We start from the raw sequence: 26,359 nt of genomic DNA on the forward strand, positions 1-26,359 counted from the left end.
AAAAGGACTTTCAATTTGGATTTGATAATGCGCGCAGACCTTCTCGATGGTGTCTTGGCCTTCACCCGGGTGGCGGAAAAGCGCAGCTTCACGGCTGCGGCACTGGAACTTGGCGTCAGTCCGGCGGCCGTGAGCTGGACTATCAAGCAGTTGGAGGGGCGGATTGGTGCCCCCCTCCTGACCCGCACCACGCGTTCGGTGGGCCTGACCGAGGCGGGCGCGCTGTTCCTGGAACATGCAAGGGCTGGCGTGGCGCAGGTGGCGGCAGGATTCGATGCAGCCCAGACGCTCGGCGCACGCCCGACAGGGCTGCTCCGCCTCAACGTTCCAGCGGTCGCGCAACCCGTGCTGGAACCGATGCTGGCGGGCTTTGCGACCGCCTACCCTGACATCGAGCTGGAGTTGGCGATCGAGGACCGCTTCATCGACATCGTGGCCGACGAATATGACGCCGGCATCCGAGTGGGCGAGATGGTCGCGCAGGACATGGTGTCGGTGCGCCTGACGACGCCATCGGTGTTTACCGTGGTGGGCTCGCCTGCGTACTTCGCCAAGCGCGGCAAGCCACAGTACCCCGAAGCGCTGGCGGAACACGCCTGCATCAACATCCGGCAGACGACCGGCAACCTCTACCGCTGGCAATTCGCGGAGCGGCTCAAGAGCAACAAGCTGCGGAGGTTTGAGATTGCCGTGCCGGGACCGTTGATCGTGAACGGGGCGGGCCTTAGCCTGACGGCGGCGGTGTCCGGCGTCGGCTTGACCTACAACATCGCAGCCAACGTCGAGCCTCTCGTGAAACAGGGGCTGCTGGAGCCTTGCCTGGAAAGCTACATGCCCGAGCATCCCGGCTTCTTCATCTACTTCCCGAGCCGGGCGCAGATGCTGCCCAAGCTACGGGCGTTTCTGGATTTCTGGGGCCAGGCACAGCAGCGCTCTTGACGGTCGACCGAGGCTTGCGAAGCCGGCCTGACCAGGATCGCGCGGCCTGATGGACGGGCGCAAGCGAGCTCATGACCCAAGCAGCTTGAAGCGGACCGATGGACAGGACGAACGTCTTGTTCCAGATCGCGTCTAAAGGTCAGCTCAGGGTCAAAGAGTAACGAACAGCAAATGAAGTGAAGGCCCGCTCACTGCCTCATGAGCGGACCAGAGCGTTTCTTCCGAGAAGTGCCATGAGAAGGCCATCCAGCCTCCAAGCCATGCCTCCCGCCGGCCCCTTATCGGTTCACGGATGGCGCTCATGCCGATGAGGGTTCCCGTTTCATACCGCCCAATCTGCGGAGGATGCGAGGAGTGGCCTCAACCAAAGGAGAGCTTCGAAGCGGCGGCTTGCGGGAGTAGGCTGGAGTCAGTGGCCTCTCATGGCCTGGTCCGCTGGACGGCCTTGATCGCGAGGCCCCGACGCCGGCCGATCGGGAGGTTCTCCAACCCCTATCGCGCCGGCGTCGCCCCCTTGGCTGTAGGGGATAATCTCGGGCTGTGGTGGAGGCTGTAGGCCGTGCAACATCCCTGTCACGACAAGGCGGCTGAATATCGCCATCAGGCGCAGGAGATCCGGGCCATTGTCCAGAAGCTCTCGGTCGATGAGGCCCGCGAGCAACTCCTTGAGACGGCCAAGCGCCTGGAAGGGCTCGCGGAGGAAGAGGAGCGGCGTGCTCAGGCCGACGGCGCCAAGCCGGAGCCTCGATCAGGGGCCTGATGTCCGGTAGGCGCCGATCTGGACCGGCGAACACAATGCTCACCTGAGCGTTATGGTTACCATCCGCCAGGGATGCACAGCCATGCCGCGCTACTTTTTCGACATCCGCGAGGGGCTGGGATTCCGTCCTGATCGTGCCGGCGAGGAGTTCGAGGACCTGGGCTCTGCCAAAGCCCACGCCGTGGGCCTTGCCGGAGAGATCGCCAAGGCCATGCCGCTGGAACCCTCGAACCATGTTGTCATTGTTGAGGTCTGCAACGAAAGCAAAGAGCGCCTGATCACCGTGACCGTCTCGCTTTGGTTCGAACGAGCCCAGGTCGAGGATCAGCCTGCGCAGCCTTGGAGTGCGTAATTCGGGAAAGACGGGAAGCATGGAGCGCACGGCCGAACGGCATTGGTCAGTTATCAGGAATAGATCCACCCGGGGCAAGGTCCGCTCGGGGTCAACCTGAGCCCTCAAGTGAGATCGCGTGAAGGTCGCTTCGTAGGCCCATTGCGGAAATACGGCTAAGGTCAGCCCCGTGCCAATAGCAGTCGTTCATCGCAGGTGCTCATATGAGCGATGGCAATCTGCCTAGCATTCGCACTCAACCGGCAGCCTTGGATCGCCGTTCTTGTATCAGGCCGATGAAGGCGCGCAATCCGGCAGGCACGTGACGCCGCCCGGGATAGTACAAGCTGAGGCCTGAGAACGGTGGGGTCCAATCCTCCATCACCTGGATCAGTCGGCCAGCCCGTATGTCCTCGGCCACCTCCCATTCCGACACATAGGCCAAACCGTAGCCTGCGAGGACAGACTCCCGAATGAGAGTAGCTTCATCCAAAATGATCCGGCCGGACACGTCGACCGAAACCTCCTCCCCGCCCCTCTCAAGCTCCCAGCGATAGATTGCACCGCCGGAGAGGCGCATGCGAATGCAGTCATGCCGGACCAAGTCGGCAGGATTCTTGGGAGGCTCGCGCCCGTCCAGATAGGAGGGGGCACCAACCAGGATGAGGCGCTCGTTCGACCCGAGGGGAATGGCGATCATGTCGCCCGGCACCTGATCGGCCAAGCGGAAGCCGGCATCAAAGCCATCGCGAACGATGTCGATCAGCTTGTCCTCGGTCACGAGATCGACAGACATCTGCGGGTAGCGGTTCAGGTACTCGAACACGATCGGCCGCAAAATTCGACGCGCCGCGCCCACCGCGCTGTTGAGGCGCAGCATGCCCGAAGGCGTCGACCGGTGTATGTTCACCCCGTCCATGGCATTGCGGATGGTGCTCAGCGCCGGCGCCACCTCCGCTACGAACTGGTCGCCCGCCTCTGTGGGTGAGACGCTGCGGGTGGTCCGGTTGAACAGACGCACCCCCAATCGTGCCTCAAGTTCGGCGATCGTCTGACTCAAGGCAGTGGTGGACAGCCCCACCTCAACGGCTGCCGCCCGGAAGCTGCGCCGCCGCGCGACCGCAACCACGGCCTCAAGCTCCACCAGTCGACCGCGCGTCATTATCCTGATCCTTGCAATAACTCATCCAGATTAATGCAGCTTATCGGATCAATCCAGCAGGGTCATGTTTCAGGGCGAACACGCAAAGGAGCTAAATCAGTGCGCAGCATCGAGCACATCTACATCGACGGACAGTTCGTGACCCCACATGGGACGGAGTCGTTCGACCTGCACAATCCGGCCACAGGCGAGGTGATTGGGCAGGTCCGCTTGGCTGACGAAGAGGATGCCCGCGCCGCGATTGCCGCGGCCAAACGAGCCTTTCCGGCCTTTTCCCAGACCAACACGGAGGAGCGGATTGCCATACTGCATCGCCTTCGTGATGCTATGGCCGCCCACCGGAACGACCTCCTTGAAGCCGTTGTTGAGGAATATGGCGCCCCTGCCTCACGTGCCGCCTTCATGGTGGATCATCCCATCAATGTTTTCTCCGAAGCGGCTGACCTCCTGGGGGAATACCCTTTCGTCAGGAGAATGGGCGCCGCCGAAGTGAAGATGGAGCCGCTCGGCGTAGCGGGGCTGATCACGCCGTGGAACAGCAATGCGGGCTTCATCTGCGGGAAGCTTGCGACTGCCATTGCAGCGGGCTCCACCGCCGTGATCAAGCCCAGCGAGATGAGCGCGATCCAGACCCAGATCGTGACCGAGGCTCTCCACGCGGCGGGCCTGCCGGCCGGTGTGTTCAATATCATCACCGGCAGAGGCGAGGTCGTGGGCCGGGAGATCAGCACTCACCCCGACATTGCCAAAATCTCCTTCACGGGCTCGACCGCCGTGGGCAAGTCGATCCTGCGCGCAGCGGCGGACACGATGAAGCGTGTGACGTTGGAACTCGGCGGCAAGTCGCCGACCCTCATTCTCGACGATGCCGACCTAACACAAGCCATTTCCCTTGCGGTCAACGCTGCGTTCATGAACAGCGGCCAGGCCTGCATCGCCGGCACGCGGTTGCTGGCCCCCTTCAGCCGCCTCGCTGAAATTGAGGCCCTCGCGACGGCGGCAGTCGAGCAAGTGAAGGCGGGGGATCCGCGCGATCCGGCAACGCAGGTCGGCCCAATGGTCAGCCGAAAGCAATGGGAGCGCGTGCAGAGTTACATCCGACAAGGGATCGAGGAAGGAGCAGCGCTGCTTGCCGGCGGCGCAGGAAAACCGGAGGGGACAACCGGCTGGTTCGTTCGCCCGACGCTGTTCACTGGGGTGAGAAACGACATGGCCATTGCACGCGAGGAGATCTTTGGACCCGTTCTGTCCATTATTCCTTATCAAGACGAGGAGGAAGCAATCGCGATCGCCAATGACACAGTTTACGGCCTTCAGGCTTATGTCTTGTCGGGCGATAGAGATCGTGCCCGCAGCGTCGCAGATCGGATTGTCGCCGGTCGTGTGCTGATCAACACGCTGGCTCATGAGCCCAAAGCGCCATTCGGTGGCTTCAAACAATCGGGCATTGGGCGGGAATATGGACCATTCGGCCTGGAGGCTTTCCTTGAGCCAAAATCGCTACTGGGCGTCTAACTCCGTGGATCGTACGAAGCTCCATGTGGATGATTGGATGGATCAGATCCGGCCCGAAGCACAACGACGGAATGGCAAAGCGCGGCCATCGTTTGCAGACAGAGTCCTATGAGGGTAGCCTGATAAAAGCTCTCGACTGTGCCTTCAATCTTCCGCGGACGAGGGGGCATGCTCCCGCTCGTCCGCTAATGGGATGGACCGGCCGTGCTTACCGGCGCACCCTTCATCAGGGGCGCCCAGCACGAGGATCTGAGCCATGCCTAAAGCCCCGCTTCCGCCCATTGCCACTCTTGGCATCGACATCGGCAAGAACAGCTTCCACCTCATCGGCCTGGATGTCCGTGGCGCCATCGTTCTGCGCCAGAAGCTCTCTCGCGGACAGATCGAGGCACGCCTGGCCAATATGCCGGCCTGCCTGATCGGCATGGAAGCCTGCGTCGGCGCTCACCATCTCAGCCGTCAGTTGCTGGCCCTTGGCCATGATGTGAAGCTGATCCCGGCGCAGTTCGTGAAGCCGTTCCGCAAGAGCCACAAAAATGATTTCCGCGATGCCGAGGCCATTGCTGAAGCCGTGGAGCGTCCCACGATGCGCTTCGTGCCTACGAAGACAGTCGAGCAACTCGACCTGCAAGCTCTGCATCGTGTTCGCGCCCGCTTGGTCAGCCAGCGCACGGCCGTGGTCAACCAGATCCGCGCCTTCCTGCTCGAGCGCGGGATTGCGGTGCGACAGGGGCTGCGAACCCTGCGGCAAGCGCTGCCCGATATCCTGGCCAAACGCGCCGATGTCCTCACGCCGCGTATGGTACGCCTGATCGAAGGCTTGATGCAGGACTGGCATCATCTGGATGAGCGCATCGATGCTGTCACCGACGAGATTGAAGCTCTCGTAGCGGCAGACGAAGCCTGCCAGCGTTTGATGAGCGTGCCAGGCGTGGGACCGATCATCGCCAGCGCCATGGTAGCCGCCATTGGCAACGGCGCCGCCTTTAGCCGAGGACGTGATTTCGGCGCCTGGCTCGGGTTGGTGCCCAAACAGACGTCAACGGGCGACCGCACGATCCTGGGCCGCCTGTCGAAGCGCGGCAACAGCTACCTGCGCTCGCTCCTGGTTCAGGCCGCTCGCGTGCTGCTGCTCTGGCCGGCCAAGTGGCGCCAACACAGTTTCGGGGCATGGCTCACCGCCGCGTCCACACGCCTGCACCACAACGTGCTGGCGGCGGCTTTAGCCAACAAGCTGGCGCGGATTGCCTGGAGCGTGCTGAGCCAGAACCGCACCTATGAACCACGGACAGCGGCTGTAATGGGTTGAGGGCAGCATCGCCCCTCCCCTGCATCAACCGCCTGGAACTCGCCGAGGTCTGCGAGAGGAACACGAGATGGAGAACGGTCGCGCCGTCGCATCTGGGCTCTGGTGACCCGTTTGGCCATGAAGGGCCGGTCCGCTTATGAGAACCGATGCGCGCGGATCTCCATGATGGCCAGGAGCAATCGCTCCACATGGGCCGGATACATTAGCGCAAGACCAACCTCGCCATCTCGAAAAGCCTCTTGCGACGCACGGCCGGTCCATACAAACGGGTCAAACTGAGCCGTTGGGCCTTGCCTTATGAAGATCAGCTTACCCTATGACTGCGGAAGTTCGGCTTTCGTCTACCTCGTGCCAGGAGGAGCCCTTCCAGGTTCATGGTATCCCACACGCCCAATCTTCGACTGCCTACAGGCAGAGTTTCGCTGAGGGCCGTTCGTAGAGCTGAACTGGGCCAAAAAGAGCGCCTCGGTATCAAACTGAGGCGCCTAAGTCAGGGAGGACCATAACGAACCCCTTAGCTCTAGTCGTTTCATCGCTGAATGGCTGTGAGCCAAATCAAAGGCTTGTGTGGTGCCGTTCACAGAAGCATGGGTTGTTTCGAGCGATCCTAGGATCAACCGTAGGAGGTCATCATGAGGCGATCCTCGAAACGCCAGGCCAGACGCTGGGTCATTCAAGAGCTGGCATGCTGCCTGGAGCAGCGCAGCAAGCCTCTCCCTGCAATCAAGTCGGCGTCGGATTGATGTTACACTCAAGGGCATGGGCTCCATCCCGCGTAACGAATGACGAGATCGAGAAGGCGAAGGCCCTCTGCGCCAACGACGGCCTCGAGCCGGACCAGAACGTGACGCACGCATACGGCGACGACTTCACCGCCCGGGAGTGGGAGTACCGGTGGGCGTTAAATACGGCGATCCCCGTCCAGCCAGTGGTCAGCCCGATGTGGAGGCTGTCCCGGGCCCGCGCGGTTATCGAGCTGGCGTGCCTGCAGAAGGTGGTCGAGTCCAGCGGCAACATCGTCCCGTTCAGGAGGCGCGATGGCTAGCTCGGACGGCCTGGGCTTCGTGCCGGCCGCAGCATCCTGTCGGTCTGGGGGCCGGTCGCGGCGCTCTCCGCCGATCCGTGTGCAACAGAGCGCACCGTGTTCCAACAGGGCGGTAGACTCTACAAACCGGAGGACACGTGATTGAGCCATGACACGCTTTCGACCCTCCAGTCACGCCGCCGACTACCTGGTCGGTGTCAAAGCTCACTTGGGCTGCTTCTCGGTGCGGCAGCGGTTATCCCTCTTCCCATTACGATAGCAGCGGCCAAAGCCCAGCCGCGTGACGGGCAGCAGGTTGCCTTCGATGGCTTTGTTGCCTCGAGTGTGTACGAGGCCTTTCTGGCTCAATCACGCACCGGTCTGCTGGTTCGGCTTCAAGGCTCTCTCGCGCCTCGCCCAGGCGGGGCAATGGTCGTGTCTTTGCTCGTCGCGCCACCCTCAGCCACCGTCCAGCCGCGTGACGCGCAACAGGTCGCGTTGGACGATTTTGCCGCGGCAACTCTGCTGATCAGCAAATGCTTCTCCTGGCATCTTGATCTGAACGAAGCTGAAAAGCGGTTTTCAGAGCTCAATCTCCAACCGCGTCAATGGCGCGCCGGTGGACGACACTTCTCCTTCTTCAGGGAGCGTCTGTCGTACTACTCAACCCTTGTCTCCAAGATGTCTGCAATCCAGGCCTGTGAGGCGGCAGAAGGGGCGTTTGGGCCGAGCGGTCACATCAGGAAAGGATGGATGAGTCGTAAGCGCGCATTTCAGTGCACCTCGTAAGGCGGCATTCAGGCTGGCTGTTTGTTGAAGTTGAAGGGCAGCAGGTCCTCGATATCGGCATCGTCGGGACGTTGCGGCAATTCGGTGAGGACGTGTCGTAACCACGCCAAGGGTTCGACGCGGCAGGCCCGGCAGGTCAGCATCAGGCTGTAGATGACGGCGCTGGCATGGGCGCCCTGGACTGTATCGCTAAAGAGCCAACTCTTCCTGCCTGTTGCAAAAATCCGGATGTCTCGCTCCAGAAGGTTGTTGTCGATCGGCATCCGGCCGTCTTCGGTATAGCGCGTCAGGTATTCCCACTGGTTGAGCGTGTAGGAGACGGCATCTTCGAGCTTGGTGTCTGGCACAACCTTCGGAGCGATAACGTCGAGCCATGCCTTGAGGGCGTTCAGGACCGGAACGGCATGTTTCTGGCGAAAGCGGCGTCTGGCGTCGGCTTGCGTTGCGCCCTCATCCGGCTCTTCGTCCCGCGCCTGCCTTTCAATCCGGTAGAGCTGGTCGAAGAACGTGAGGGCCTGCGCCGGCGGCCCGCCGGGTTTCTTCCTCGCCTTGAGGGCGTCGACAAAGCGCCGCCTGGCATGAGCCATGCATCCAACATGCGTGGCCCCGTTCACCGTGCGCCAGGCCGAGTAGCCGTCACTCATCAAGATGCCGCGATAGTCGCCGAGGAAGGTCCGCGGATGTTCCTGCCCGCGGCCGGGCTGGTAATCGAACAGCACGATCGGCTGCTCGCTGTCCTCGCCGCTGCGATAGGTCCACATGTACGAGGTGCTGGTGGGGTCCTTACCCTCTTCCTTCAGCACCTGAACCGTGGTCTCGTCGCCATGGATGACGGTCTGGGATCGCAGCCGCAGCTTCAGCGCGTCATAGAGGCGATGCAGATGCCTCTCGCTCGAACCGATCACCCAATGGCCCAGAGCGCCGCGGCTGACAGGAACCCCGGCCCGTGCGAAGGCCTGCGCCAGGCGATAAAGCGGCGTGCCGTCGACATATTTGTGAACGAGCGCGAAGGCCAGCGTCGAGGCCGTGGCGATGCTGCCGGGCAAGGGCTGCGCGGGCATCGGCGCGATGACGACGGGCGTGATGATCCCGGTGCGGTCGCAGTGTCGGCATGCATATTTGAACCGCGCATTCTGCAAAACCTTCGCCTTCACCTCGATCTGCAGCTGCTCGGTCACTAGCTCGCCCATGCGATGCATCGGGTTACTGCAGCACGGACAGTTCTTCTGGTCGTCGGCGAGGTCATACTCGACGCGCTCGCGTGGCAGGTTCGCCGGCAGGGGCCGGCGCCCGCGTTTCTGGCCGTCCGGCTTTTGGGTGTCCGGCAATCCCGTGTCCGGAAGTTCAACGGCATCCGCCTCGGCGCTGCCCTCGTCTGCATCGGCCTCGCGGGCGACCTGCTCGGCTTCGTTGAAGACGCGATCCATGTGCTTTTCGCTCCGCGGCGCAAACCGATGCAGCCGCGCCAGTGCCAGTTCTTCCTCCAGCTTGACGATGCGCTGCGAAAGAGCTTCCCGCTCGGCCTTCAGCGCGGTGATTTCGGCCGTATGCGCCGCCAGAAGCGCCATCAACTCCGCAACGGTCGGGGTGCCGGCTCGAGTCATCGTATTGTTGAATCGGAAGCCTCCCCTGACGTCAACCGGCAACCTCACCCGACAAATTCGTATTGCCGCACCGGATGGCGGACCATCGCGTCGAGATCGATGCCGTCGAGCAGCCAGTGCAACTGCTCGGCGTCAAGCAGGACCACCGTCTCCGGCCGCCGCGGCCAGCGGAACTTGTCTTGCGTCAGCGCCTTCAGCACCAGCACAAAGCCCGACCGGTCAAAGAACAGCAACTTTATCCGGGTACGCCGGCGATTGCAGAAGGCAAACACCGCACGCTCGAACGGGTTGAGGCCCATCGCCTGCTCGACCAGGATCGCCAAGGTGTTGATCCCGGCCCGGAAGTCGATCGGATCCCGGTGCAGGTAGACGCGCAGATCATCAGCGAGCCGGAACATGGCACCGCCCCAGCGCTTCGATCATCGCCGACAGAACCTGCGCATCCGCATCGTCCAGCTCCAGCCGCACCCCGTTCGGCAGCGCCGCCGTCACGCGGACCCGTGCCGCTGGCGGCCGAGCTGACGGGGCCGGCAGCCGCGCCATCGGCGTGGTCTCAACCACCGGCACGAAGGCTGACGGCGCGCCGCTCGGCATCACCGTCAACGCCGCCTTCTCGGTCGCCTTCCGGTCCTGGCGCAGCTTGACCCACTTGCGCAACTGATTGGCGTTGATCCCGTGCGCCAGCGCGAGCCCTGCCACCGATACCCCCGGCTCGAGGCAGGCGTCGATCAAGCGCTCCTTCTCGACCGGATCAAACCACCGCTTGCCGTTGCGAAGAACCCTGACGACCCGCAACTGCCCTGGTACTTCCGCGCTATTCACTGTCATTGCGTCCGCAGCCTCCATTGCGGACACAGACTCCTTCACTGCATCAGCAATGAAAAGGTGCAGAGATTTGCGCGCTTACGATGAGTCCGCAATCGAATGACCCTGCGCGACGCAACAGCGAATAGGTGTGCGTCTGACCAGGAAGGTGAGCGAGTTCGACGGGACCGCATGTCGGTCGCGACCTCCCATGAGGGGGCTGGCTTTGCCGTGCAGACGGTCGCCTCCATGGCCGAGGCATGGGTTTGGCTGGAGGCCAAACAGCCGGCGGTGCCATTGTCGACTTCATGCTCAACGACGGTCCTGCCACAGAGGCTGCAGGCAAGCTCAACAGCCACGCCATCCCTTTCGTCGCCTATTCTGGCGAACCTCAGCGCCAGAGCATGTCCTCTGAGCTTCATGCAGTGTCATGGCTTGAGGGGCCTACGAGACGCGTCGACTTACTGAAGGCTGCGCGGAAGATACTCATGCCCATGTCAGGGTGGGATTTATCCGCTCCTACTCTGCGTTCTTGATGCTCATTCAATGTCGGCTTGGGGTCAAACTGAGCCGTTAAGCGTGACCGTGTAAAGGTCTGCTGACCCCACGACTGCGGACGCTCGGTCTACTTCGGCTCTGTGCCAGCTCAGGCATTAGAGGCTGGTGAGCAATTATCTTTCGCCTTTGCGAGTGAGACGGCGCAGCAGGATGCGGCTCATCGCGAGATAGAGCAGCATCTCGCCGGTTTCGACGAAGCGCTCATAGTCCTTGGCGAGGCGACGATTGGTGGTCAGCCAGCCGATGGTCCGCTCCACCACCCATCGGCGTGCGAGCACCTGAAAGCCGCTCGGGCGCGTCGGTGGCTCTGCGTCAATCCGCATCCAGGTTCCGCCGCTCCACCAATGCTGCGGGATGGATAATCTCCAGCCCAGGGCTTTCTGAAGCCAGTCCCGCAAACCTCGATAAGCGGTGTCTGCCCACATCAGCTCGATGGCCGGAAACAGATGCTGCAGACCCTCCAACAAGACCTCAGCTCCGGCGCGGTCATGGATGTCGGCGGGCTGCACCTTGTTCTTCAGCAGATTGCCTTGCGTATCAACGAGCAGATGACGCTTGCGGCCCTTCACCTTCTTGGCGCCGTCATAGCCGCGCGGCCCTCCCATCTCGGTGGTCTTGACTGACTGGCTGTCGATGATCGCCGCACTCGGTTGAGCAGACCGGCCGATCGTGCGCCGATAACTCTCGCGCAGCGCCTGAGTGATGTGCTCCCACGTGCCGTTCTCCCGCCACTGCGTATAATGGTAGAAGACGGCGTCGCGTGGCGGATATTCGTGCGGCAGCATCCGCCATTGAGCTCCTGTCCGCAGCAGGTAGAAGATGGCGTCGGCGATGCGGCGTAAGGGATAGGTCTGTCGTCGCCCGGCGGGATGACTGCGGGCGATCAGCGGCTCCAGCAGCGCCCATTCGGCATCGGTGAGATCACTGGCGTAGGAACTGACATCCATGGCACGGGCCTCGATCGTGAAACAGCCCGCATCCGCCTCCGCGGCCCAGCACCAAACCGATTCTGAATCAAACACTTGGATCGAGCAATAAAATTGCTCACCAGCCTCTTAATGCAGATCACCCTGGTCGGGTGGCGCGCCGACGTCGCACTTCTTGCAGTTCAGCTCGTGGCCTAGCGCCCTATCACGGCCTTCCTCTGTAATCACCCACGGACGAATGGTCCAAGGCGGATTATGGCGGACATGTTGGTTGTGGCCACATTCAAGTTCAGCAACCCAGTGCTGTTCTTCGTCAAGGTGAAAGCCGACAATCCGTTTCTTCATGTTCCAGCAAAACGTCAGGCGCCCACGAGTCCAATCGGAGCCGTAATGGAGCCGAGGAGAGGAGAACCACATGGCGCAGTATTCAAGAAAAACAAAGAGATAGGCTGGGGTAAAACCTGCTTTGGACCAGCTTTGTGTACCAAAAGTCCTTCCCCCAACTCGACCTACAGCGCTCGGCACGAACGACTGCTTTCGACCTCAGAGCGGAAGTTCGGCTTACTTCCGCGCTGTGCCAGGAGCTGACGTACATTGCTCGCAGCAATATGTGCGTTGCGGGAGACGCGGCGTCGAGGCCAAGCTACCGGAGGGCCGTCATAGAGGATCGTCTGTCGCACGACCCGGCAGCACCCCACTCCGATTGGCGCCCACGGTTGTTGCTGCACTCTGAGCGGCTATCCGGATCGGTGCGCTCATTGTGGGTTGAATACAATTCGCCACTTCGGTTCGCCCGGCAGGAATGGGATTGGTCGGCCCCTCACCCAATCCTCATGGCCGGCATTGTAGTAGGGTGACAGAGGATGGCCGGTCTGACCGGTCGGCATGTGAAAGATTCCTGTTCCTTCATGACCCGGTGCGACCACGAACCGCTCCGATGCTCCGGTTCTCGGGCTCGCCACCCGAGGCTGGTAGAGATCCCCCGATTGCGCCACACTTGGCGGGTTCAGGAGGAGGGCCAGCCCAGGTATGGCTCGCGCAAGCGGGTGCCTGATCTCGGTCCGGTTGGCGGCGCCCCAGGTGAAGGTTTCGAGTCGGCCATGCGCCTGTGTGGCAACGGCTGATAGGATTCTCTCGATTGTGGCGTCCACAACGGCATCCCAATCCCGATACCCGGGCGGCACAAGATGAGCCGGGCGCTCCGTCAACAGCCGCCACACCGGCTCGTCAGCCTGCTTTGGGACGAAAGGCGGAGTGGCACGCGCGCTCGCCGGCGTGGGCTCGCCTGTTCGCATCGGCACGGAATAGGCGGCATACACGGCATTGATCAGTTCGGTCCGGAAGGTGCGGACAAGCCGATAGCCAACAGAGTCCGGGACTGCCCGGCCGCCCCAATTCTCCACTGTTGGGATAAGGGCCGCGTAGCGAGGGTTTCCAGCACCGGCCTGCAGCCGTTGAAGCATCAGAACCTGCCACCGTTCCAGCAACACCCCACGATCATCCAGTTGGATGGCCAACATGTCCTGTTCGTCGAAGAGTTCCTTGGCCAATAACCTGTCTCTGATCTGGCGCGCACGCGATCCATGGGCATAGGCGCCAAAGCCGATCTTCGCCAAGACCTCCCCGCCGACCACTCGGCTGTTTGCCGTCCAGATGCGCCGGTTCTCGGGGTTATAGATCACCGGCACGTCCTCCGGCGCCAGATATCCGTTCCAGCCCTTGGTCCCGTCTGCCCACGACGTTGGAAGTCGTCCATCGAACCCGAAGCGCTTCGGTATCACCGATGTCACTGTCCAGCCGATGTTGCCGTGAGCGTCGCCGACGACAAGGTTCTGGTGCGGAATGCCCAACCGGTGGGCGATGTCCAGCGCTGCGCCTGCTGTGGCGGCTTGTTCGAGGTCCAATATGCCGCGCAGGTTCACCGCCACCGGATCGTGCGCGATCCAGCGATAAGCCAGCTTGCGGCCCTGGCGGTCGGCGGCAATGACAGGTCCCCAGAGGCTCTCCTCGATAGATAGGATCTCGCATGCTGCGCCCTTCGGACAGAGGCGCTCCTCCACGTGGTCAAGGTGCCGAGGGCCCGCGGGCGTGCGATAGAGATCGGGGTTTGCTGCGACCGGTTCGAGGATGACGACATCGCCCGTATCGATATAGCTGTTGGTGAAGCCCCAGGCGATCTTGCCATTGCTGCCGGCGACGATGCTCGGAGCCCCGGGCAGCGTGACACCTGTGATGTCGAGAGTCGTGCCGCCACTCTCATCGCTTAGCACGAGGCGTGCTTTGTACCAGGTGTTTGGAACCCTCAGGTTAAGATGCATATCGTTGGCCACGATAGCCGCCCCGCGGGCACTGAGACTGCCTCCTACGGCCCAGTTGTTGCTACCGCGGCTGACAGCCTCCTCCCCGCCTTCCTTGAGCAGCAACGGGAGACCGGCCTTGGTCTTGGCATTGCCGTCGGGCATCGCCGGCATCGGCAGGGACGACCCATCGAGTGGCGCATCCCATGTTGTGCCCTCAGGAAAAAGGAAGGCAGCCAGCGGGCTTCCGAGGGCTGCCTCCGCATCGGCCTGCTGACGCTCGGTCGCCCCATCGTTTTCCTGCAGGTCCAAATAGATCGTGTAGACGGCCAGTATGGTGTCCTCGGCTGTCCAAGGCGCAGGGGTGGAACGCAAGATCATGTATTCGAAGGGAGCAGCGTCCAAATCCCGCAAGCCGCGGTTAACTCCGCCGACATACGCATCGATGACCGCACGCTCCTCCGGCATCATGGCGGCCAGAACTGCGGCGGCCCGCGTTCGGAAGCGATGCACGCGATGCTGACGATCTTGGTCCAGGGTGACGGTTCCGACCAGCTCGGAGAGTTCGCCGGCCGCGAGGCGGCGCTGACCGTCCATCTGGAAGAAGCGCTCCTGCGCGTGCAAAAAGCCCAGCACCCAGGCAAGATCGACCCGGGAACGGCCGCTCAGGGTTGGCACCCCTTGAGCATCCCGTGTCACCGTGACGGGAGCCGAGAGCTCACGCACCGCAACACTGCCTTCCAATACGGGAAGGCTGGCGCGCAAATGCCAATACACAGATGCGCTCGCCGTCAGGACAACAATCGCGATAAGGACCACAAACGCCAGGGTCCCGCGGATCCAAAACCGCGTCTGAGAAAGGTTTCCGAGCAGCCGCATCAGAGCTCCTGCCACAACCTGGGACACTTGCGTGAGACACGCGCCTGAACCGTTTTGGTTCTAACGCTTTGTCTGAAAGCCTCCAGATGAGACGGTGGTCAAAAGGTTCTTAGCCCTAGAGGCAGCGAAGGGCCGGCCCTAACGAGCGTAAATGTGCTTAGGAAGCGATTTATGGACAGCTATGCGGAGGAACCGCCATGGGCATCCCTCAGTCAAGCTTCACAGCCGCCGATTGGATCGCGTTCGGATTGCTTGCTCTGATGCCTGTCCTGATGATCCTGGGCATTCTTGTGATCCGCCGAGAGATCCATGCGGAGGCACTGCTTCGGGCACAGTCCATAAAGCTGAAAACAAGCAAGAATCAGCGGCAGCACTGGCGGAAAACAGCCCTCTCCCAGGATATGATCGACTTGCTCGATGACGTCGATACTCTGCTCAACAAGACAGCAGCCGATCAGCTGACAGCACGGCAGCAGCATCGCGAAGCGGTTCGCTTGTCTTGGGCCAGCCGCCATATCCCTTTGCGTACGCTTCTGCTGGGCGGCGTGGCCTTGGCGGGTGTGCTCTCTACCATCCTCATGGTGGTCGCCGAAGGCCCCAGCAATCCTATTCCCTGACCGGCATCGAAGCATACAACGCAGCACCTCATCGGTATGGTAACTATCCTCCACCGGCTGCAGAAGCACGCTCGATGTCCTTTGCCACCAAACAGCTCGGCCAAACAGCTCGGCACGTTCCTTGGCGCTACTGCCCCTGACGGTTCCGAGGTGCGGGTCTTGTGCAGCACCAGCCGGGGCAGCTTGGCGCATTCACTCTGCCGCCTCATGCGGTCTCAAAAGCCATGGCACACCGGACCGCCGAGGAAGTCTGGTACTTCGCCTCGGGCCGGGGACAAATGTGGCGCCGCTTGCATGACCGGGAAGAAGTCGTCGATGTGGAGCCTGGTGTCGCCATCTCAATTCCGGTTGGGACCCACTTTCAGTTTCGCTCTGTCTCGCACGGGCCTCTGACGGCGGTTGGCACGACCATGCCGCCATTGCCGGGCGAAGACGAGGCGTTTGCTGTCGATGGGGTTTGGGACCCTACCGGTTGATGGCCCCGGAAACGCTGCCTTTCACATTAGCACCCGGCGGCAAACGGCAGGGCTGGACCCGTTGCGGGATGGCCCGAATAGATCGCGCCTGATCCTCTGGAAATGCACTGGGCCACACTCCGAATGTCGCGTTCGGGTCTTGGTTGTGTAAAAACGCTGACGTGCCGCTCGTTGGAGCAATCTTATGTCTTGGAGGGCCGAATAGGCCGGAGATTTCACGGCGTATGGGGTTTATGTTGTACAAATAGTTCGCCGAGATCGGACCCGTTCGCGTTTTGACAGGCTGGGTCAAAAAGCGACGAAGAACAGACGAAATGAAGGTCCGCTTACCCCGGCAGTGCTGACGATCTACCGGCGTGCAAGACCTGGATCTCGGCAGGCGCTGTATTCCGCTCACCAAGGACAGGTGAGTGCCGGCACAAGCTTGACAGTAAAGCTCCCCGCAGTGGATAAGGCCAGCCCTCGCCGGCCTCCAATAGCCGGCCTTGAAGGAGTGTAGCTCAATCGGCTAGAGCACCGGTCTCCAAAACCGGGGGCTGGGGGTTCGAGTCCCTCCACTCCTGCCACTACTGAGCAGCCTTACCTCTCCCAAGCCTCTGCCATAGCAGCCCCGATGACGTTCGGGGACTCATCCAAAGCAAGCACTGAGTCGCACGAGGCTCGAAGTTGAGGTGAATGTCCTTGCCTCAACGTTTGGCTACCTATTGGCTACCTGGGGGAAATGGCTCAAAGGGCAGATGCCGGTAACCCTTTGAAATTGTTGGTGAGCGCGCTGGGACTCGAACCCAGGACCCTCTGATTAAAAGTCAGAGGCTCTGCTACTCGTCATCCTCTTGCATCGGGGCGATGAATACACGCAGGGCACCGGGCCGGCTTCGGTAGCACAGTGGCGAGCGCAGTACGGCAATCTCTCCATCGAGCGCGACGAGAAGCCTGCTGGCACGCGAGCGGATCTCGGCTTTCGTGACTCTCATGATCCGTAGGTTCTGCTTCAACTCCAAACGCCCCATGATCGCCTGAGCGGCGAGCCATAACAAAGCCAGCCGGCTCTGGGCCTGGGTTATGTAGATGCAGAGCTCACCACCGTCGAGCCTCCCCCGCCTGCCGAAGACCGACGCCGTGAGAGCGTATTCGTTGTTGCCAATAAACACGATTGGGCTCCGGTACGGTTTAACCAAACCTTCTGCGGCAATCGAGAGCCGCCTCAGCGGAAGATGCGCAGCACGCGAAACCCGGACACGATCAAGGCGCTCAACTTCGATATCCCTTCTCGGTGCTGCCTTCGCTCCCGCTCTCGAACTAGGTACGGATAAAGTCCGATGGAGGAATTGTTGATGAACGCCTCTCCATTGACTTCCCCGACGTCGAATAGATGGGTTTGCCCGGCAGCGATCAGCGCCACCGCTTCATCGATCGTGGTGGGAATGCCAAGATCCCGGGCGAAATGGTTTAGGGTTCCGAGCGGGAGGATGCCAAGCGGAATGTCTGTTCCGGCAAGTACATGAGCAACGGTGCGAATGCTGCCGTCCCCGCCCACCACGATGGCGTCCAGCTCTTGATCCTTGATCCGATGCGCAGCGTGCTGAGCGGCCTTATGCAGCTCCGGTCCCGTCAGGAACTCCAGAACCGCGGAGACCCGATGCTGCTCAAAGGCGGCGGTCAGCGCTGCACGCAGGGTGTCACTGGATTGGCTCTCCAGCATCCCGGCAGAGATGTTCAGGAGTACAGCAACTCTCGGCCGAGATGACATGATTGGTGGATCCGGCAAGTCCAGCCATGCCGATGCGCCGCATGGTTAAACGGTTTCTCCTGAAGGCGGTCGCGCCTGCCGAGCCGAGGTGCCAGCACGGTGTCGCATTCTCCCCAGATCTAATGCCTATACTTCGAGTTGGCGACAGGCCGCCCCCAAGGTCCGAGTGCTTAGGCGACTGGAGCGTCGATCGTGCAGACGATGCCGGTCGCGGCGAACTCGATCTGGGCCTTGCCGCCGAAATCCTGCGCCAGGCTGCGTTCGATCAGCCGGGTGCCAAAGCCGCGGCGACGGGGTGGCTCGACCGGTGGGCCGCCCTTCTCCGTCCAGTGCAGCTTGAGGTGTGGCGGAGTGCCGTGACGGTCCACCGTCCAAGCGAGGTCGACCGTGCCGGACGCATTCGACAGAGCACCATACTTGACGGCGTTGGTCCCCAGTTCGTGCAACGCCATCGCCAGATCGAGCGCCATGCGCGGCGACAGCCGCACGTTTGGCCCGCGCACATGAAAGCGGTCGTTGCTGGGGTCGCGGAACGGTGCCAGCGCTTGCGCAACGATCGCGTGCAGGTCCGCCCCCTCCCATTTCTCCTGGGTCAGCACGTCATGCGCCCGCGACAGAGCGATCATGCGCTGCTCGATCAGAGTTCGCGCTTCGGGTGGCGTGGGGGCATTCCGCAGCGTCTGCGACACAATCGACTGCACGGTCGCGAGCGTGTTCTTGACCCGGTGGTTGAGCTCGTTCAGCAGCAGCTGCTGGTACTCGGCCCCCCGGACCCGGGCCGTGACATCGCTGCCCTCAACAAAGATGCCAGAGACCTGTCCATCGGCCCCGATGATCGGCTGGTAGACAAAATCGACAAAGATCTGCTCGGCTGGGCCTTCGGGCTGCCGCTGGACTTTCGCCGGCATCTGGTGCCCGACAAAGGGCTTGCCCGTCGCGTAGACCTGATCGAGCAGCTCGAAGAAGCCCTGCCCGGCCAGCTCCGGCAGCGCCTCGCGCACCGGCTTGCCGATGAGGTCACGGTTGCCAACGATGCGCCGGTAGGCATCGTTGACCAGTGCGAAGACATGGTTCGGCCCGCGCAGGACCGCCATGTGGCCGGGGGCCTGCTGGAACAGGGCACGCAGGTCGGCCAACTCGGCTCGGAGGGCATCGCTAGTCTGGGTTTCATCGCTCATTATATGCGATCCAACAGATGCCCCGGTTCCGGATGTTGTCTGCCGCGGGGCTGTAGGACCAGCGGCCGAAGACCCAAACGGGTCACCTCATCCAGTTCGTCAGCTAGCTGGGCCTATCCTATCAGGAGATCGCGAGGGTGGGCATTCCCCTGAATTGCTCTCAGGGAGGTGTCGCACAGGCTCGCCACGTCCCGACGAGTAAGCCTTTCCTATGGCTTCGACAGCTGGGGAACTCCGTCCCTCCACTCCGGCCAATTCGCCACGATGTGATCCACCATCCGGCTTCCGACAGCGGCGATGTTATCGACAGTCTCGGCGAACCCGCCGGCGGTCTGGCCCGGAGCCGGGTCGAGATGCTGGAGCGTGGTCTCGTTGGGATTGCCCTGGTCGAAGTTCACCGCTCCCCGCAGGCTCAGGAGCCTGCGGTCGCCCAGCGTCCGCTGGACCACCTGAGCGATGCCGGCCGCCTCCATCTCGGTGATAAGGTAATCATCCGCTCCGTAGAGCTTGGCGATGTACTGCGCCTGGGCTGACATGCCCGGACCATGGAAGAAGGTGTCTCCGGTCATGTGGGTGCCGGCCTTGACCGCCGGGGCCCGCCGGGCCGCCTCCTGCGGATAACGCATGCGATAGCTCCGGGCCGAGTCCGAGTCGTTCAGGTTCGTCTGGCGCGTGAGGTGCATCGCCCAGCCGACGAGATCGGGATTGAGCTGGAACAGCCGGACCTTCTCATAGCCCTTGCGCGGCATGAAGGTCGGAGCACCAGGCTCCCCCTCCTCCGGTGCCCAGCGGTGGCCGAGATCATAGTCGACGAGCCAAGTCGCCCAGCTGACGTCTGCGATGGTGCCGTGCTCCGGTGGTGTTCCGGCTACGCCACTGACAATGAAATAGGTTTCCGACAGGTCGAATTGCGGGTTCAGGATGATCGCCTGCACCGACGCGGACGAGGCGACCTTGCCCATCCCCAGCACGGACCCGCAGACGCCATCGTCGTTGCAGTAAACAGGGTTGAGGGCGCCTTTAACGGTGATTGGCTTGCTCTGGCTGAAGTAGCGCTCGTACCAGTGCTGGAACTCGCCGGCCCGGTCGCCAGTGTTCTGGCCGATCTCGAACATCGACCCGATGAAGACCTTCACCTTCATGGGCTCGTCGGCCGAGACTGGCGATGCCATGAGAGCGGTGAGCGAGATGGCCGCGGCGATCGATGCAAATGTGCGGACTGGCATCAGAAAGCCCTCCTTGCACGGCAAGGCGCACGAACAAGCAATGCCCCTGCCAAAGGTCACGATTGAAGACGGGCATCCGACCAGCCCGTGACCGGTCGTTAAAGCGCTTTTGAGATCAGTGTAGGGCATAGCCGGCGTGCCTGATCCAGCCTCGGGCATCTTTGGGGCTGGAACAAGATCTGCTCCCAAACACACGCCGGCGATTGTCGAGAACAAGCGCTTGGGCGAGGTGCTGACCTGGATCAAGGAGCGCCAGGATGCCCGGCCCGTTCCATCCGGCGTTGGGGCAGGCCCCCGCCGCTCGAGCCAAAAGTTTGACCTGATGAAAGATCGCGCAGATCGCCTGGCGCAAGTTGCTCGGTCCCAGTCCAAACCCAAACGCCTGGGCCGCCGGCGCTCCGATCGGACGGTCTGCGCACCGCCGTCCCAGGCTCCGTCTCACCCGGCCTGACTGACAATTTGACTTTGCGCTTCAAGCGACATTTCAACTTGGTTGCCACAAGCCCATGCCTTGACGTCCAAGTAACAAAAAGGCCCGGGGTGCCCCGGGCCTCTTCGGCTGCTGGTGCTGCGGCGCTCTTAGTAGGTGCCGAACTTGAAGTTCAGCTTGGCCCGGGCGACGAAGAAGTCCTGCTCGTCATTGTCCCGCGGCAGGAACACATCAACCGGCGCTCCGCCAACCGGCGTGAAGGTGCCGATGCGGCCGTCGTCATCATCGTCCTGATCGATGCTGACCCACAGACCCTCCAGGCCAAGGGTGACGGCTGAGGAGCCGAACCAGTTCACCGGCAGGGCCCACTCGACACCACCGCCGGCCGTCCAGCCGGTGTTGTTGTCGGTGTAGGCCAGACCACCGGTGGCGTAGACCAGGAAGCGGTCGAAGGCGACACCGGCGCGCAGGCGCACCGTGCCCCACCAATCCGAAGAGTCCTCGAACTCGCCGGGCACGAAGGTGCCGGCAAAGCCCGGACCTGGGATGAACACCGCATCATTGTCGTCGGTGTCAATCCACTGGATGTCGGCCTCGGCACCGATCACGAACGCGCCGATCTGGTAGTTGTAGCCGATCTGGCCGCCGCCGGTGAAGTTGCCGTCGTTGCCGTTGTCGAAGTTGAGCGTGCCCACGAGGCCGGCCGGAATGCCCGGGCCGGTCAGCACCACGGTCTCGTTGTCGTCATCACGCCAGCCCCAGCCGAGGTTGCCACCGACATAGAAGCCGGTCCAGGTGAAGACCGGAACAGCCGCGATCATTGGGGGCGGAGCGGCACGGGCCGGGAGGTCGGCAGCGGAAACGGACGAGACCGCCGCCGTTGAGAGAGCGGTTGCGGCGAGCAACCCAAGAAGACGAGATTTCATGAGCATTCATCCCTAGTGCGAGGAGTCGCAAGGGCAGAGTATGGAGTGAGAGCCAAGATGGGCTATAGCAAAGATGCAACACCGCGCAGCTTTACGCCTTGTGCGTCAGAAATGCTGACGTGAATACAGGCCTCCGATCTTGCGAATACAGCCATGGATTTGACTCGGGGGCGGTTGCATGCCCTACTGGACTGGCTTCGGAGTAACCCCCGAAGGCGAGGAGAAGAACTCAACCCTGCCCAATGCGGGCAGGGTTTTTTGTGGCACACGCGTTACGACCGACCACACAAGCCTTAGATGGTAGATTCACAAACGACAAATTCTGCTACGTCCGGCTTGGCCGTTTGGTTCTGACATGGAGCCGGGTTCCGTTTAGCCCCTGCCGCCGACGTGCGGCCCAACAGGGTTCTGCTCCCGAGGCATCCCGCCCCCAGGGAGCAGATCATGCGCCAGCCACCGTGGAGGATCGTACGGCACTGGGCCCACCACCCGGATGCGCAGCGGCGTTGGGACCGTGCGTTCCAGCTGCTCCTGGAAACGGCACGCCCGGCCGAACCCGACCCGGACGGCGGCGGGGGCGAGGCGACCCTACAGGAGAGCCCCCATGCTAATCCTCGCCGCTTATGGCCGCGCCTCCACCCAGCGCCAGGTTCAAAGTCAGTCGACTGAACAGCAGATCGAACGGTTGCGAGCCTACGCTCTCGCACAAGGGACAGATCTGGCCCCCGAGTACATCTTTCGCGACGATGGCTACAGTGGCTCCAGCCTGCAACGCCCTGGGCTCGATAGGTTGCGCGATGCTGTCGCAAGCGCCCGCCTCGACCGCATCCTGATCACAAGCCCGGACCGCCTGGCTCGCAACTACGTTCATCAGGTTCTGCTGGTGGAGGAGCTTCAGAAGCATGGTGCCACGGTCGAGTTCCTTGACCGGCCCATGAGCCAGGATCCGCATGATCAATTGCTCCTCCAGATCCGCGGCGCGGTGGCCGAGTACGAGCGAACCCTGATTACCGAGCGCATGCGTCGCGGCCGGCTGCGGCGGCTCAAGGCGGGAACGCTGTTGCCGTGGACGCGTCCACCTTACGGCTACCGTCTTGATCCCGACCGCCCGCGAGACCCGGCTGGCGTGCGCATTGACGAAGCCGAAGCCGCCGTCGTGCGCGATCTTTTCGCCTGGTACATCGAAGGCGCGACCATGATCGCGTTGATCCAGCGCCTGGCCCGACTTGGCATTGCCTCGCCCACGGGATGCATGACTTGGAGCCCCTCGGCCTTGCGGTGCTTGCTCACCAATCCGGCCTATGCGGGTCAGATCTTTGCCAACCGCATGCGAACCAGCCCTCCGCAAACGCGATACTCGGCGCTGCGCCCGGTCGGCCACTCAAAAGGAACGCGCCGGCCTACCGATGTGGCGGAGTGGATCGCGGTGGCCTCTGTTCCGGCCATCATCAGCCGGGAGCAGTTTGACGCGGCCGCCGCACGGCTGGTGTATAATCGCCGGATGGCCCCACGTAACAACCGGGTGCATCAGTATCTTCTGCGCGGGCTTGTCAGCTGCGGATGCTGTCGGCGTGCCTGCACCGGCCGCCGGCTGCCGCCAGCTTATGATTACTATCTGTGCCGCACGAAGACCCAACTGCGCCTGCTCGTTCCTGGTGAGCGTTGCCCGGCGCGCTATATTCCGGCCAGGCCTCTGGAGGAGCTGGTCTGGCAGGATCTTTGTGAGGTGCTGCAGCATCCAGAGGTTATCGCGCAAGCCATGGAGCGAGCCCGCAGCGGTCATTGGCTGCCGCAGGAATGGCAGGCCCGGCGGGAGAACCTGCGGCGCGGCCGGATGAGCCTGACCCAGCAGATCGAACGACTGACCGAGGCTTACTTAGGCGGGGTCGTGCCCTTAGCCGAGTTTGAGCGGCGGCGCCGGGAAACCGAGGGCCGCTTGGGGGCTTTGGAGAGGCAAGAACAGGAACTCCTTGCTGACGCACGCGATCGGCATGAGACGGCGCGCTTGGCGGATAATGCTGAAGAGTTCTGCCGACGCGTTCGCGATGGATTGGCCAGTGCCGACTTCGACCGCAAGCGGGCTCTTCTCGAGCTGCTCGTTGATCGCGTTGTTGTCACTGACGGTGAGGTGGAGATCCGCTACGCCTTCCCAACCGGCCCCAACGGTGAACGCGAGCCGTTTTGTCGGTTGCGTACAGACTATCTATGCGGCTTTCATCTGATAATGCGATTGAGGCACAATACGGCCGTCTGACGATAATGTTAGGAGCTTCGGTTGGCGAACACGCCAGCAATCAGCGGCAGTCCCGCGACGATTCCCGCCGTAAGCCGCGCCCGAAGAACGCCAGAAGCAACGCGGTGACCATGGAGAGCGCTCCCCTGGAACGGCCGGCCGTCTCACGCACGGCCAGATCGGCGTGTTCTTCTGCGCGGCCAGCCGGCACGGACAGCGCTGATCGCCCGCACCCTCCCGGTCGAAGAGACAGGCCCAAGACCGGGTTCTGGCCGTGCAGGATAGTGTCGATCGGTCTCCTGACCGCGTGCGCTCCCCAAGCCAGTTCTGCCAGTGCGGCGCAGTGTGAACTCCGATGCGTATGGGCACTTTGGCTCAAGGGCATCGTCGGGCGATGGACACGACACGAAGAGGCTCTCGCTTGCCCAGTTCGTATGTTTTCATTCGATTTTGAAGATGGTGGTGATCCTAACCATCTGCATGCTTCAGATTGCTCTCGGACATCAAAATTTTTGCGTTGATCTTGTATGGTTGTCGGGAGGGTTGTGTCTTGCTCTGGCAGTTTACAATCGTGAGTCCCCTTTCGGCAGATCATTGAACTATTGGGACGAGGCTTGTTGGTTTGGATTGGTCGCTGTCCTCGGATGAGGAGACGGTGCCGACGGCCTCATAGAACATGCGGTCGCACGGCCCTAAATGAAGGTTGCATGTCTCTGACGGAAGATCCCGGGCCGACAGAGAGATCCCACGCCACGCCAGCAGGCTTGGAGGAGCAAGCGACCGCTCCCATTTGATAGGAGGGCCCACCAAAATGGATCCGACCCGTGCCACACCAAACCGTTTGACCCGTGTTCGCGGCCCGTGCTCTGGTCGGCGCCGGCCGTTTCCGGTTGCGCCGCAGGACACACCATGACCAAGGAACACGGTGAGGACTGGCGCTCGACCGTCGACGAAGAAGCCGAGGCTGGCGCCGCACCGGTCGATCTGGTCCGCGCCCGGGAGCGCGGGCGCGGCCGGCGGGCACGCACGCCGACACAGATTCCAAGACGCGGCTGGAACGACATCCTCTGGCGCGTGCTGTGGTCCATTCCGGCGGATCGGATCCTGTCCACGGCCGGAGGGGTCGCCTTCTTCACGCTGCTCGCGGTCTTTCCGGCCCTTGCGACCGTCGTCTCCCTCTACGGGCTTGTTGCAGATTCTCACACGATCGCCGGCCACCTGTCACTGCTGGCCGGGATCCTGCCCGGTGGGGTGTTGAGCCTGGTCAGCGATCAGATCACTCGCATTGCGGGCCAAAGCGGCGATACGCTCGGCGTTGCCTTCATCCTCGGCCTTCTGGTTGCGCTGTGGAGCGCAAACTCCGGCGTCGCGGCGCTCTTCGATGCGCTCAATGTCGTCTACAAGGAGCAGGAGAAGCGCAGTTTTCTGCGCTTCTACGCCACGACCTTTCTGGTCACGCTGGGCGCGATCGGCTTCATCATCGCGGCGATTGCCGCGGTGGTCGTGGCGCCGCTCGTCCTGAGCTTCATCGGCGTTGCCACGCCGGCGGACCGGCTCCTGGCCCTGCTGCGGTGGCCGATCCTGCTCGGCGTTCTGGTCGTGGGGCTGGCGGTTCTCTACCGCTATGGCCCGAGCCGACGAGATGCGCAGTGGCGCTGGGTGACGTGGGGCAGCGTCCTGGCGGCCTTCCTCTGGCTCGGGGCATCGATGCTGTTCTCCTGGTATGTCGCGAACTTCGACAGCTACAACAGGACCTATGGCGCACTCGGGGCCGCGGTCGGTTTCATGACCTGGAGCTGGCTGTCGGTGGTGATTGTCCTGCTGGGCGCCGAGCTCAACGCCGAGATGGAGCACCAGACGGCCCAGGACACGACAGAGGGGCCCCCAAAGCCCCTCGGCCGACGCGGCGCCCACATGGCCGACCACGTGGGTCCTGCACAGGGCTGATGGCTCGCCTTGGCCCGATGTTGGAGAGTGGAACTGGGAAACCAGCTGCCGGAGCGGGCCAGGCCGGACGCGCTGAGTGCCGTGATCTGGATCGATGCGGTGGCCTTCCCGGCGGCCGAGATCGTCACACACACATCAGGAACTGGATCAGCGCAACGATGTGAATGGCTGGGAGACGTACCGCCGCGGGGCCGTGGCAATCGTCTCGGCAACAATTGAGGGCGAGAGCGTTGGCCGCGCGATGGTTGGCTATGACGGTGCGAGGAGCGTCCCTGAGGCATGCAGCAGCCAGCAGTCGTTCGCTCCGGCACCTGTCCAGGTTACAGGCGAGGCGATCAGGCTGCGAGCCTCGACACATTGCGAGCAATTCAAGCAGTCCCGCGCTTTGCGCGCAGCCAAAGATAAATATGTTGAGATGCTCCTGAGGGAGGCCCGGCAGTTCGTCACGTACGATATCCTGCTCTCTGTCGAAAGCCGTCTGTGCCGTTCGATCCTGGTTGCAGTCGTATCGCGCAGATGCTTTCTCTGATCCAGGAACTCTTGGCCCAGATGATGGGGCTCAGCGCACCACAGTGGCTGTTTCGAGCTCCAAGCTGCAACGGGTTGGGTTGATCCGAGAAGCGAGTTGTGCGTGCCGTGGCGGTCCTCCGACATGACTTGCTCTCCTTCACATTCCGGA

Annotated in this window: 23 protein-coding genes and 1 tRNA gene; 12 read left to right on the top strand and 12 right to left on the bottom strand. The window is 62.3% G+C overall.

Features of this window, described 5'->3' with window-relative positions:
- Nucleotides 1-27: 27 nt before the first annotated feature.
- The 3 genes from JO965_RS37030 to JO965_RS37040 all read left to right on the top strand — a co-directional run bounded on the left by JO965_RS37030 (nt 28) and on the right by JO965_RS37040 (nt 2,051).
- Nucleotides 28-939, top strand: coding sequence for a LysR substrate-binding domain-containing protein (locus tag JO965_RS37030; RefSeq protein ID WP_203445805.1), 912 nt, complete (start codon nt 28-30; stop codon nt 937-939).
- Nucleotides 940-1,498: 559 nt separating this feature from the next.
- Nucleotides 1,499-1,699, top strand: coding sequence for a hypothetical protein (locus JO965_RS37035; protein WP_203445806.1), 201 nt, complete (start codon nt 1,499-1,501; stop codon nt 1,697-1,699).
- Between the two features lie 82 nt (nt 1,700-1,781).
- Entirely contained in the window at nt 1,782-2,051 is a 270-nt protein-coding gene (locus tag JO965_RS37040) for a hypothetical protein (protein WP_203439827.1), read from the top strand.
- Between the two features lie 235 nt (nt 2,052-2,286).
- Here JO965_RS37040 and JO965_RS37045 read toward each other — a convergent pair whose 3' ends face one another.
- The gene (locus JO965_RS37045; protein WP_203445807.1) at nt 2,287-3,192 is read right to left on the bottom strand and encodes a LysR family transcriptional regulator; all 906 of its coding nucleotides are present in this window, start codon (nt 3,190-3,192) and stop codon (nt 2,287-2,289) included.
- Between the two features lie 99 nt (nt 3,193-3,291).
- Here JO965_RS37045 and JO965_RS37050 point away from each other — a divergent pair, with 99 nt between their 5' ends.
- The 4 genes from JO965_RS37050 (at nt 3,292) to JO965_RS37065 (ending at nt 7,829) form a co-directional block, all read left to right on the top strand.
- The gene (locus JO965_RS37050; RefSeq protein WP_203445808.1) at nt 3,292-4,707 is read left to right on the top strand and encodes an aldehyde dehydrogenase family protein; all 1,416 of its coding nucleotides are present in this window, start codon (nt 3,292-3,294) and stop codon (nt 4,705-4,707) included.
- A 256-nt stretch (nt 4,708-4,963) separates the two neighbouring features.
- On the top strand, nt 4,964-6,016 hold the full coding sequence (locus JO965_RS37055; protein ID WP_203445809.1) for an IS110 family transposase: 1,053 nt from the start codon (nt 4,964-4,966) through the stop codon (nt 6,014-6,016).
- A 742-nt stretch (nt 6,017-6,758) separates the two neighbouring features.
- A complete protein-coding gene (locus tag JO965_RS37060; protein WP_203445810.1) occupies nt 6,759-7,061 on the top strand; it encodes a hypothetical protein in 303 nt (100 codons plus the stop codon).
- 414 nt (nt 7,062-7,475) lie between these two features.
- Nucleotides 7,476-7,829 carry a hypothetical protein gene (locus tag JO965_RS37065; RefSeq protein ID WP_203445811.1) on the top strand — a complete coding sequence of 118 codons (354 nt, stop codon included), beginning with the start codon at nt 7,476-7,478 and terminating at the stop codon, nt 7,827-7,829.
- 8 nt (nt 7,830-7,837) lie between these two features.
- Here the strand turns inward: JO965_RS37065 and JO965_RS37070 are convergent, their stop codons facing one another.
- From JO965_RS37070 to JO965_RS37095, 6 genes are all read right to left on the bottom strand, one after another.
- Complete coding sequence (locus JO965_RS37070) at nt 7,838-9,433, bottom strand: IS66 family transposase (RefSeq protein ID WP_203445812.1); 1,596 nt, start codon at nt 9,431-9,433, stop codon at nt 7,838-7,840.
- Between the two features lie 44 nt (nt 9,434-9,477).
- Nucleotides 9,478-9,831: an IS66 family insertion sequence element accessory protein TnpB gene (gene tnpB / locus JO965_RS37075; protein ID WP_203445813.1), complete on the bottom strand. Its 354-nt coding sequence runs from the start codon at nt 9,829-9,831 to the stop codon at nt 9,478-9,480.
- Nucleotides 9,815-10,261, bottom strand: a complete 447-nt coding sequence (locus JO965_RS37080) for a transposase (RefSeq protein WP_203445814.1) — start codon at nt 10,259-10,261, stop codon at nt 9,815-9,817. The genes tnpB and JO965_RS37080 overlap by 17 nt, the downstream gene beginning before the upstream one ends.
- Nucleotides 10,262-10,908: 647 nt before the next feature.
- Nucleotides 10,909-11,742, bottom strand: coding sequence for an IS5 family transposase (locus JO965_RS37085; RefSeq protein WP_203439360.1), 834 nt, complete (start codon nt 11,740-11,742; stop codon nt 10,909-10,911).
- A gap of 108 nt (nt 11,743-11,850) precedes the next feature.
- The gene (locus JO965_RS37090) at nt 11,851-12,066 is read right to left on the bottom strand and encodes a DUF3565 domain-containing protein (protein WP_203446719.1); all 216 of its coding nucleotides are present in this window, start codon (nt 12,064-12,066) and stop codon (nt 11,851-11,853) included.
- Between the two features lie 410 nt (nt 12,067-12,476).
- Nucleotides 12,477-14,897 carry a penicillin acylase family protein gene (locus JO965_RS37095; RefSeq protein WP_203445815.1) on the bottom strand — a complete coding sequence of 807 codons (2,421 nt, stop codon included), beginning with the start codon at nt 14,895-14,897 and terminating at the stop codon, nt 12,477-12,479.
- A gap of 260 nt (nt 14,898-15,157) precedes the next feature.
- On the opposite strand from JO965_RS37095, the gene JO965_RS37100 reads away from it, so the two are divergent.
- The 3 genes from JO965_RS37100 (at nt 15,158) to JO965_RS37110 (ending at nt 16,556) form a co-directional block, all read left to right on the top strand.
- Nucleotides 15,158-15,514: a hypothetical protein gene (locus tag JO965_RS37100; protein ID WP_203445816.1), complete on the top strand. Its 357-nt coding sequence runs from the start codon at nt 15,158-15,160 to the stop codon at nt 15,512-15,514.
- A gap of 161 nt (nt 15,515-15,675) precedes the next feature.
- Nucleotides 15,676-15,990 carry a cupin domain-containing protein gene (locus JO965_RS37105; protein WP_246777116.1) on the top strand — a complete coding sequence of 105 codons (315 nt, stop codon included), beginning with the start codon at nt 15,676-15,678 and terminating at the stop codon, nt 15,988-15,990.
- 489 nt (nt 15,991-16,479) lie between these two features.
- Nucleotides 16,480-16,556 (top strand) — tRNA-Trp (locus tag JO965_RS37110).
- Nucleotides 16,557-16,808: 252 nt separating this feature from the next.
- Here JO965_RS37110 and JO965_RS37115 read toward each other — a convergent pair.
- The 5 genes from JO965_RS37115 to JO965_RS37135 form a co-directional block, all read right to left on the bottom strand.
- Nucleotides 16,809-17,141 (bottom strand): hypothetical protein, encoded by a 333-nt coding sequence (locus JO965_RS37115; RefSeq protein ID WP_203445817.1) that lies wholly within the window; start codon nt 17,139-17,141, stop codon nt 16,809-16,811.
- Nucleotides 17,142-17,194: 53 nt separating this feature from the next.
- Complete coding sequence (locus JO965_RS37120) at nt 17,195-17,740, bottom strand: diacylglycerol kinase family protein (RefSeq protein ID WP_203445818.1); 546 nt, start codon at nt 17,738-17,740, stop codon at nt 17,195-17,197.
- Nucleotides 17,741-17,910: 170 nt separating this feature from the next.
- A complete protein-coding gene (locus JO965_RS37125) occupies nt 17,911-18,918 on the bottom strand; it encodes a sensor histidine kinase (RefSeq protein WP_203445819.1) in 1,008 nt (335 codons plus the stop codon).
- 209 nt (nt 18,919-19,127) lie between these two features.
- Nucleotides 19,128-20,090: a purine nucleoside permease gene (locus JO965_RS37130; protein ID WP_371826997.1), complete on the bottom strand. Its 963-nt coding sequence runs from the start codon at nt 20,088-20,090 to the stop codon at nt 19,128-19,130.
- 633 nt (nt 20,091-20,723) lie between these two features.
- Nucleotides 20,724-21,500 (bottom strand): outer membrane protein, encoded by a 777-nt coding sequence (locus JO965_RS37135; protein ID WP_203445821.1) that lies wholly within the window; start codon nt 21,498-21,500, stop codon nt 20,724-20,726.
- 604 nt (nt 21,501-22,104) lie between these two features.
- On the opposite strand from JO965_RS37135, the gene JO965_RS37140 reads away from it, so the two are divergent.
- Both JO965_RS37140 and JO965_RS37145 read left to right on the top strand, forming a co-directional pair.
- Complete coding sequence (locus JO965_RS37140; RefSeq protein WP_203445822.1) at nt 22,105-23,754, top strand: recombinase family protein; 1,650 nt, start codon at nt 22,105-22,107, stop codon at nt 23,752-23,754.
- Nucleotides 23,755-24,642: 888 nt separating this feature from the next.
- Nucleotides 24,643-25,680 (top strand): YihY/virulence factor BrkB family protein, encoded by a 1,038-nt coding sequence (locus JO965_RS37145; RefSeq protein ID WP_203445823.1) that lies wholly within the window; start codon nt 24,643-24,645, stop codon nt 25,678-25,680.
- Nucleotides 25,681-26,359: the final 679 nt, after the last annotated feature.

This window comes from Microvirga sp. VF16 (genome assembly GCF_016864375.1).
Taxonomy (GTDB): Bacteria; Pseudomonadota; Alphaproteobacteria; order Rhizobiales; family Beijerinckiaceae; genus Microvirga.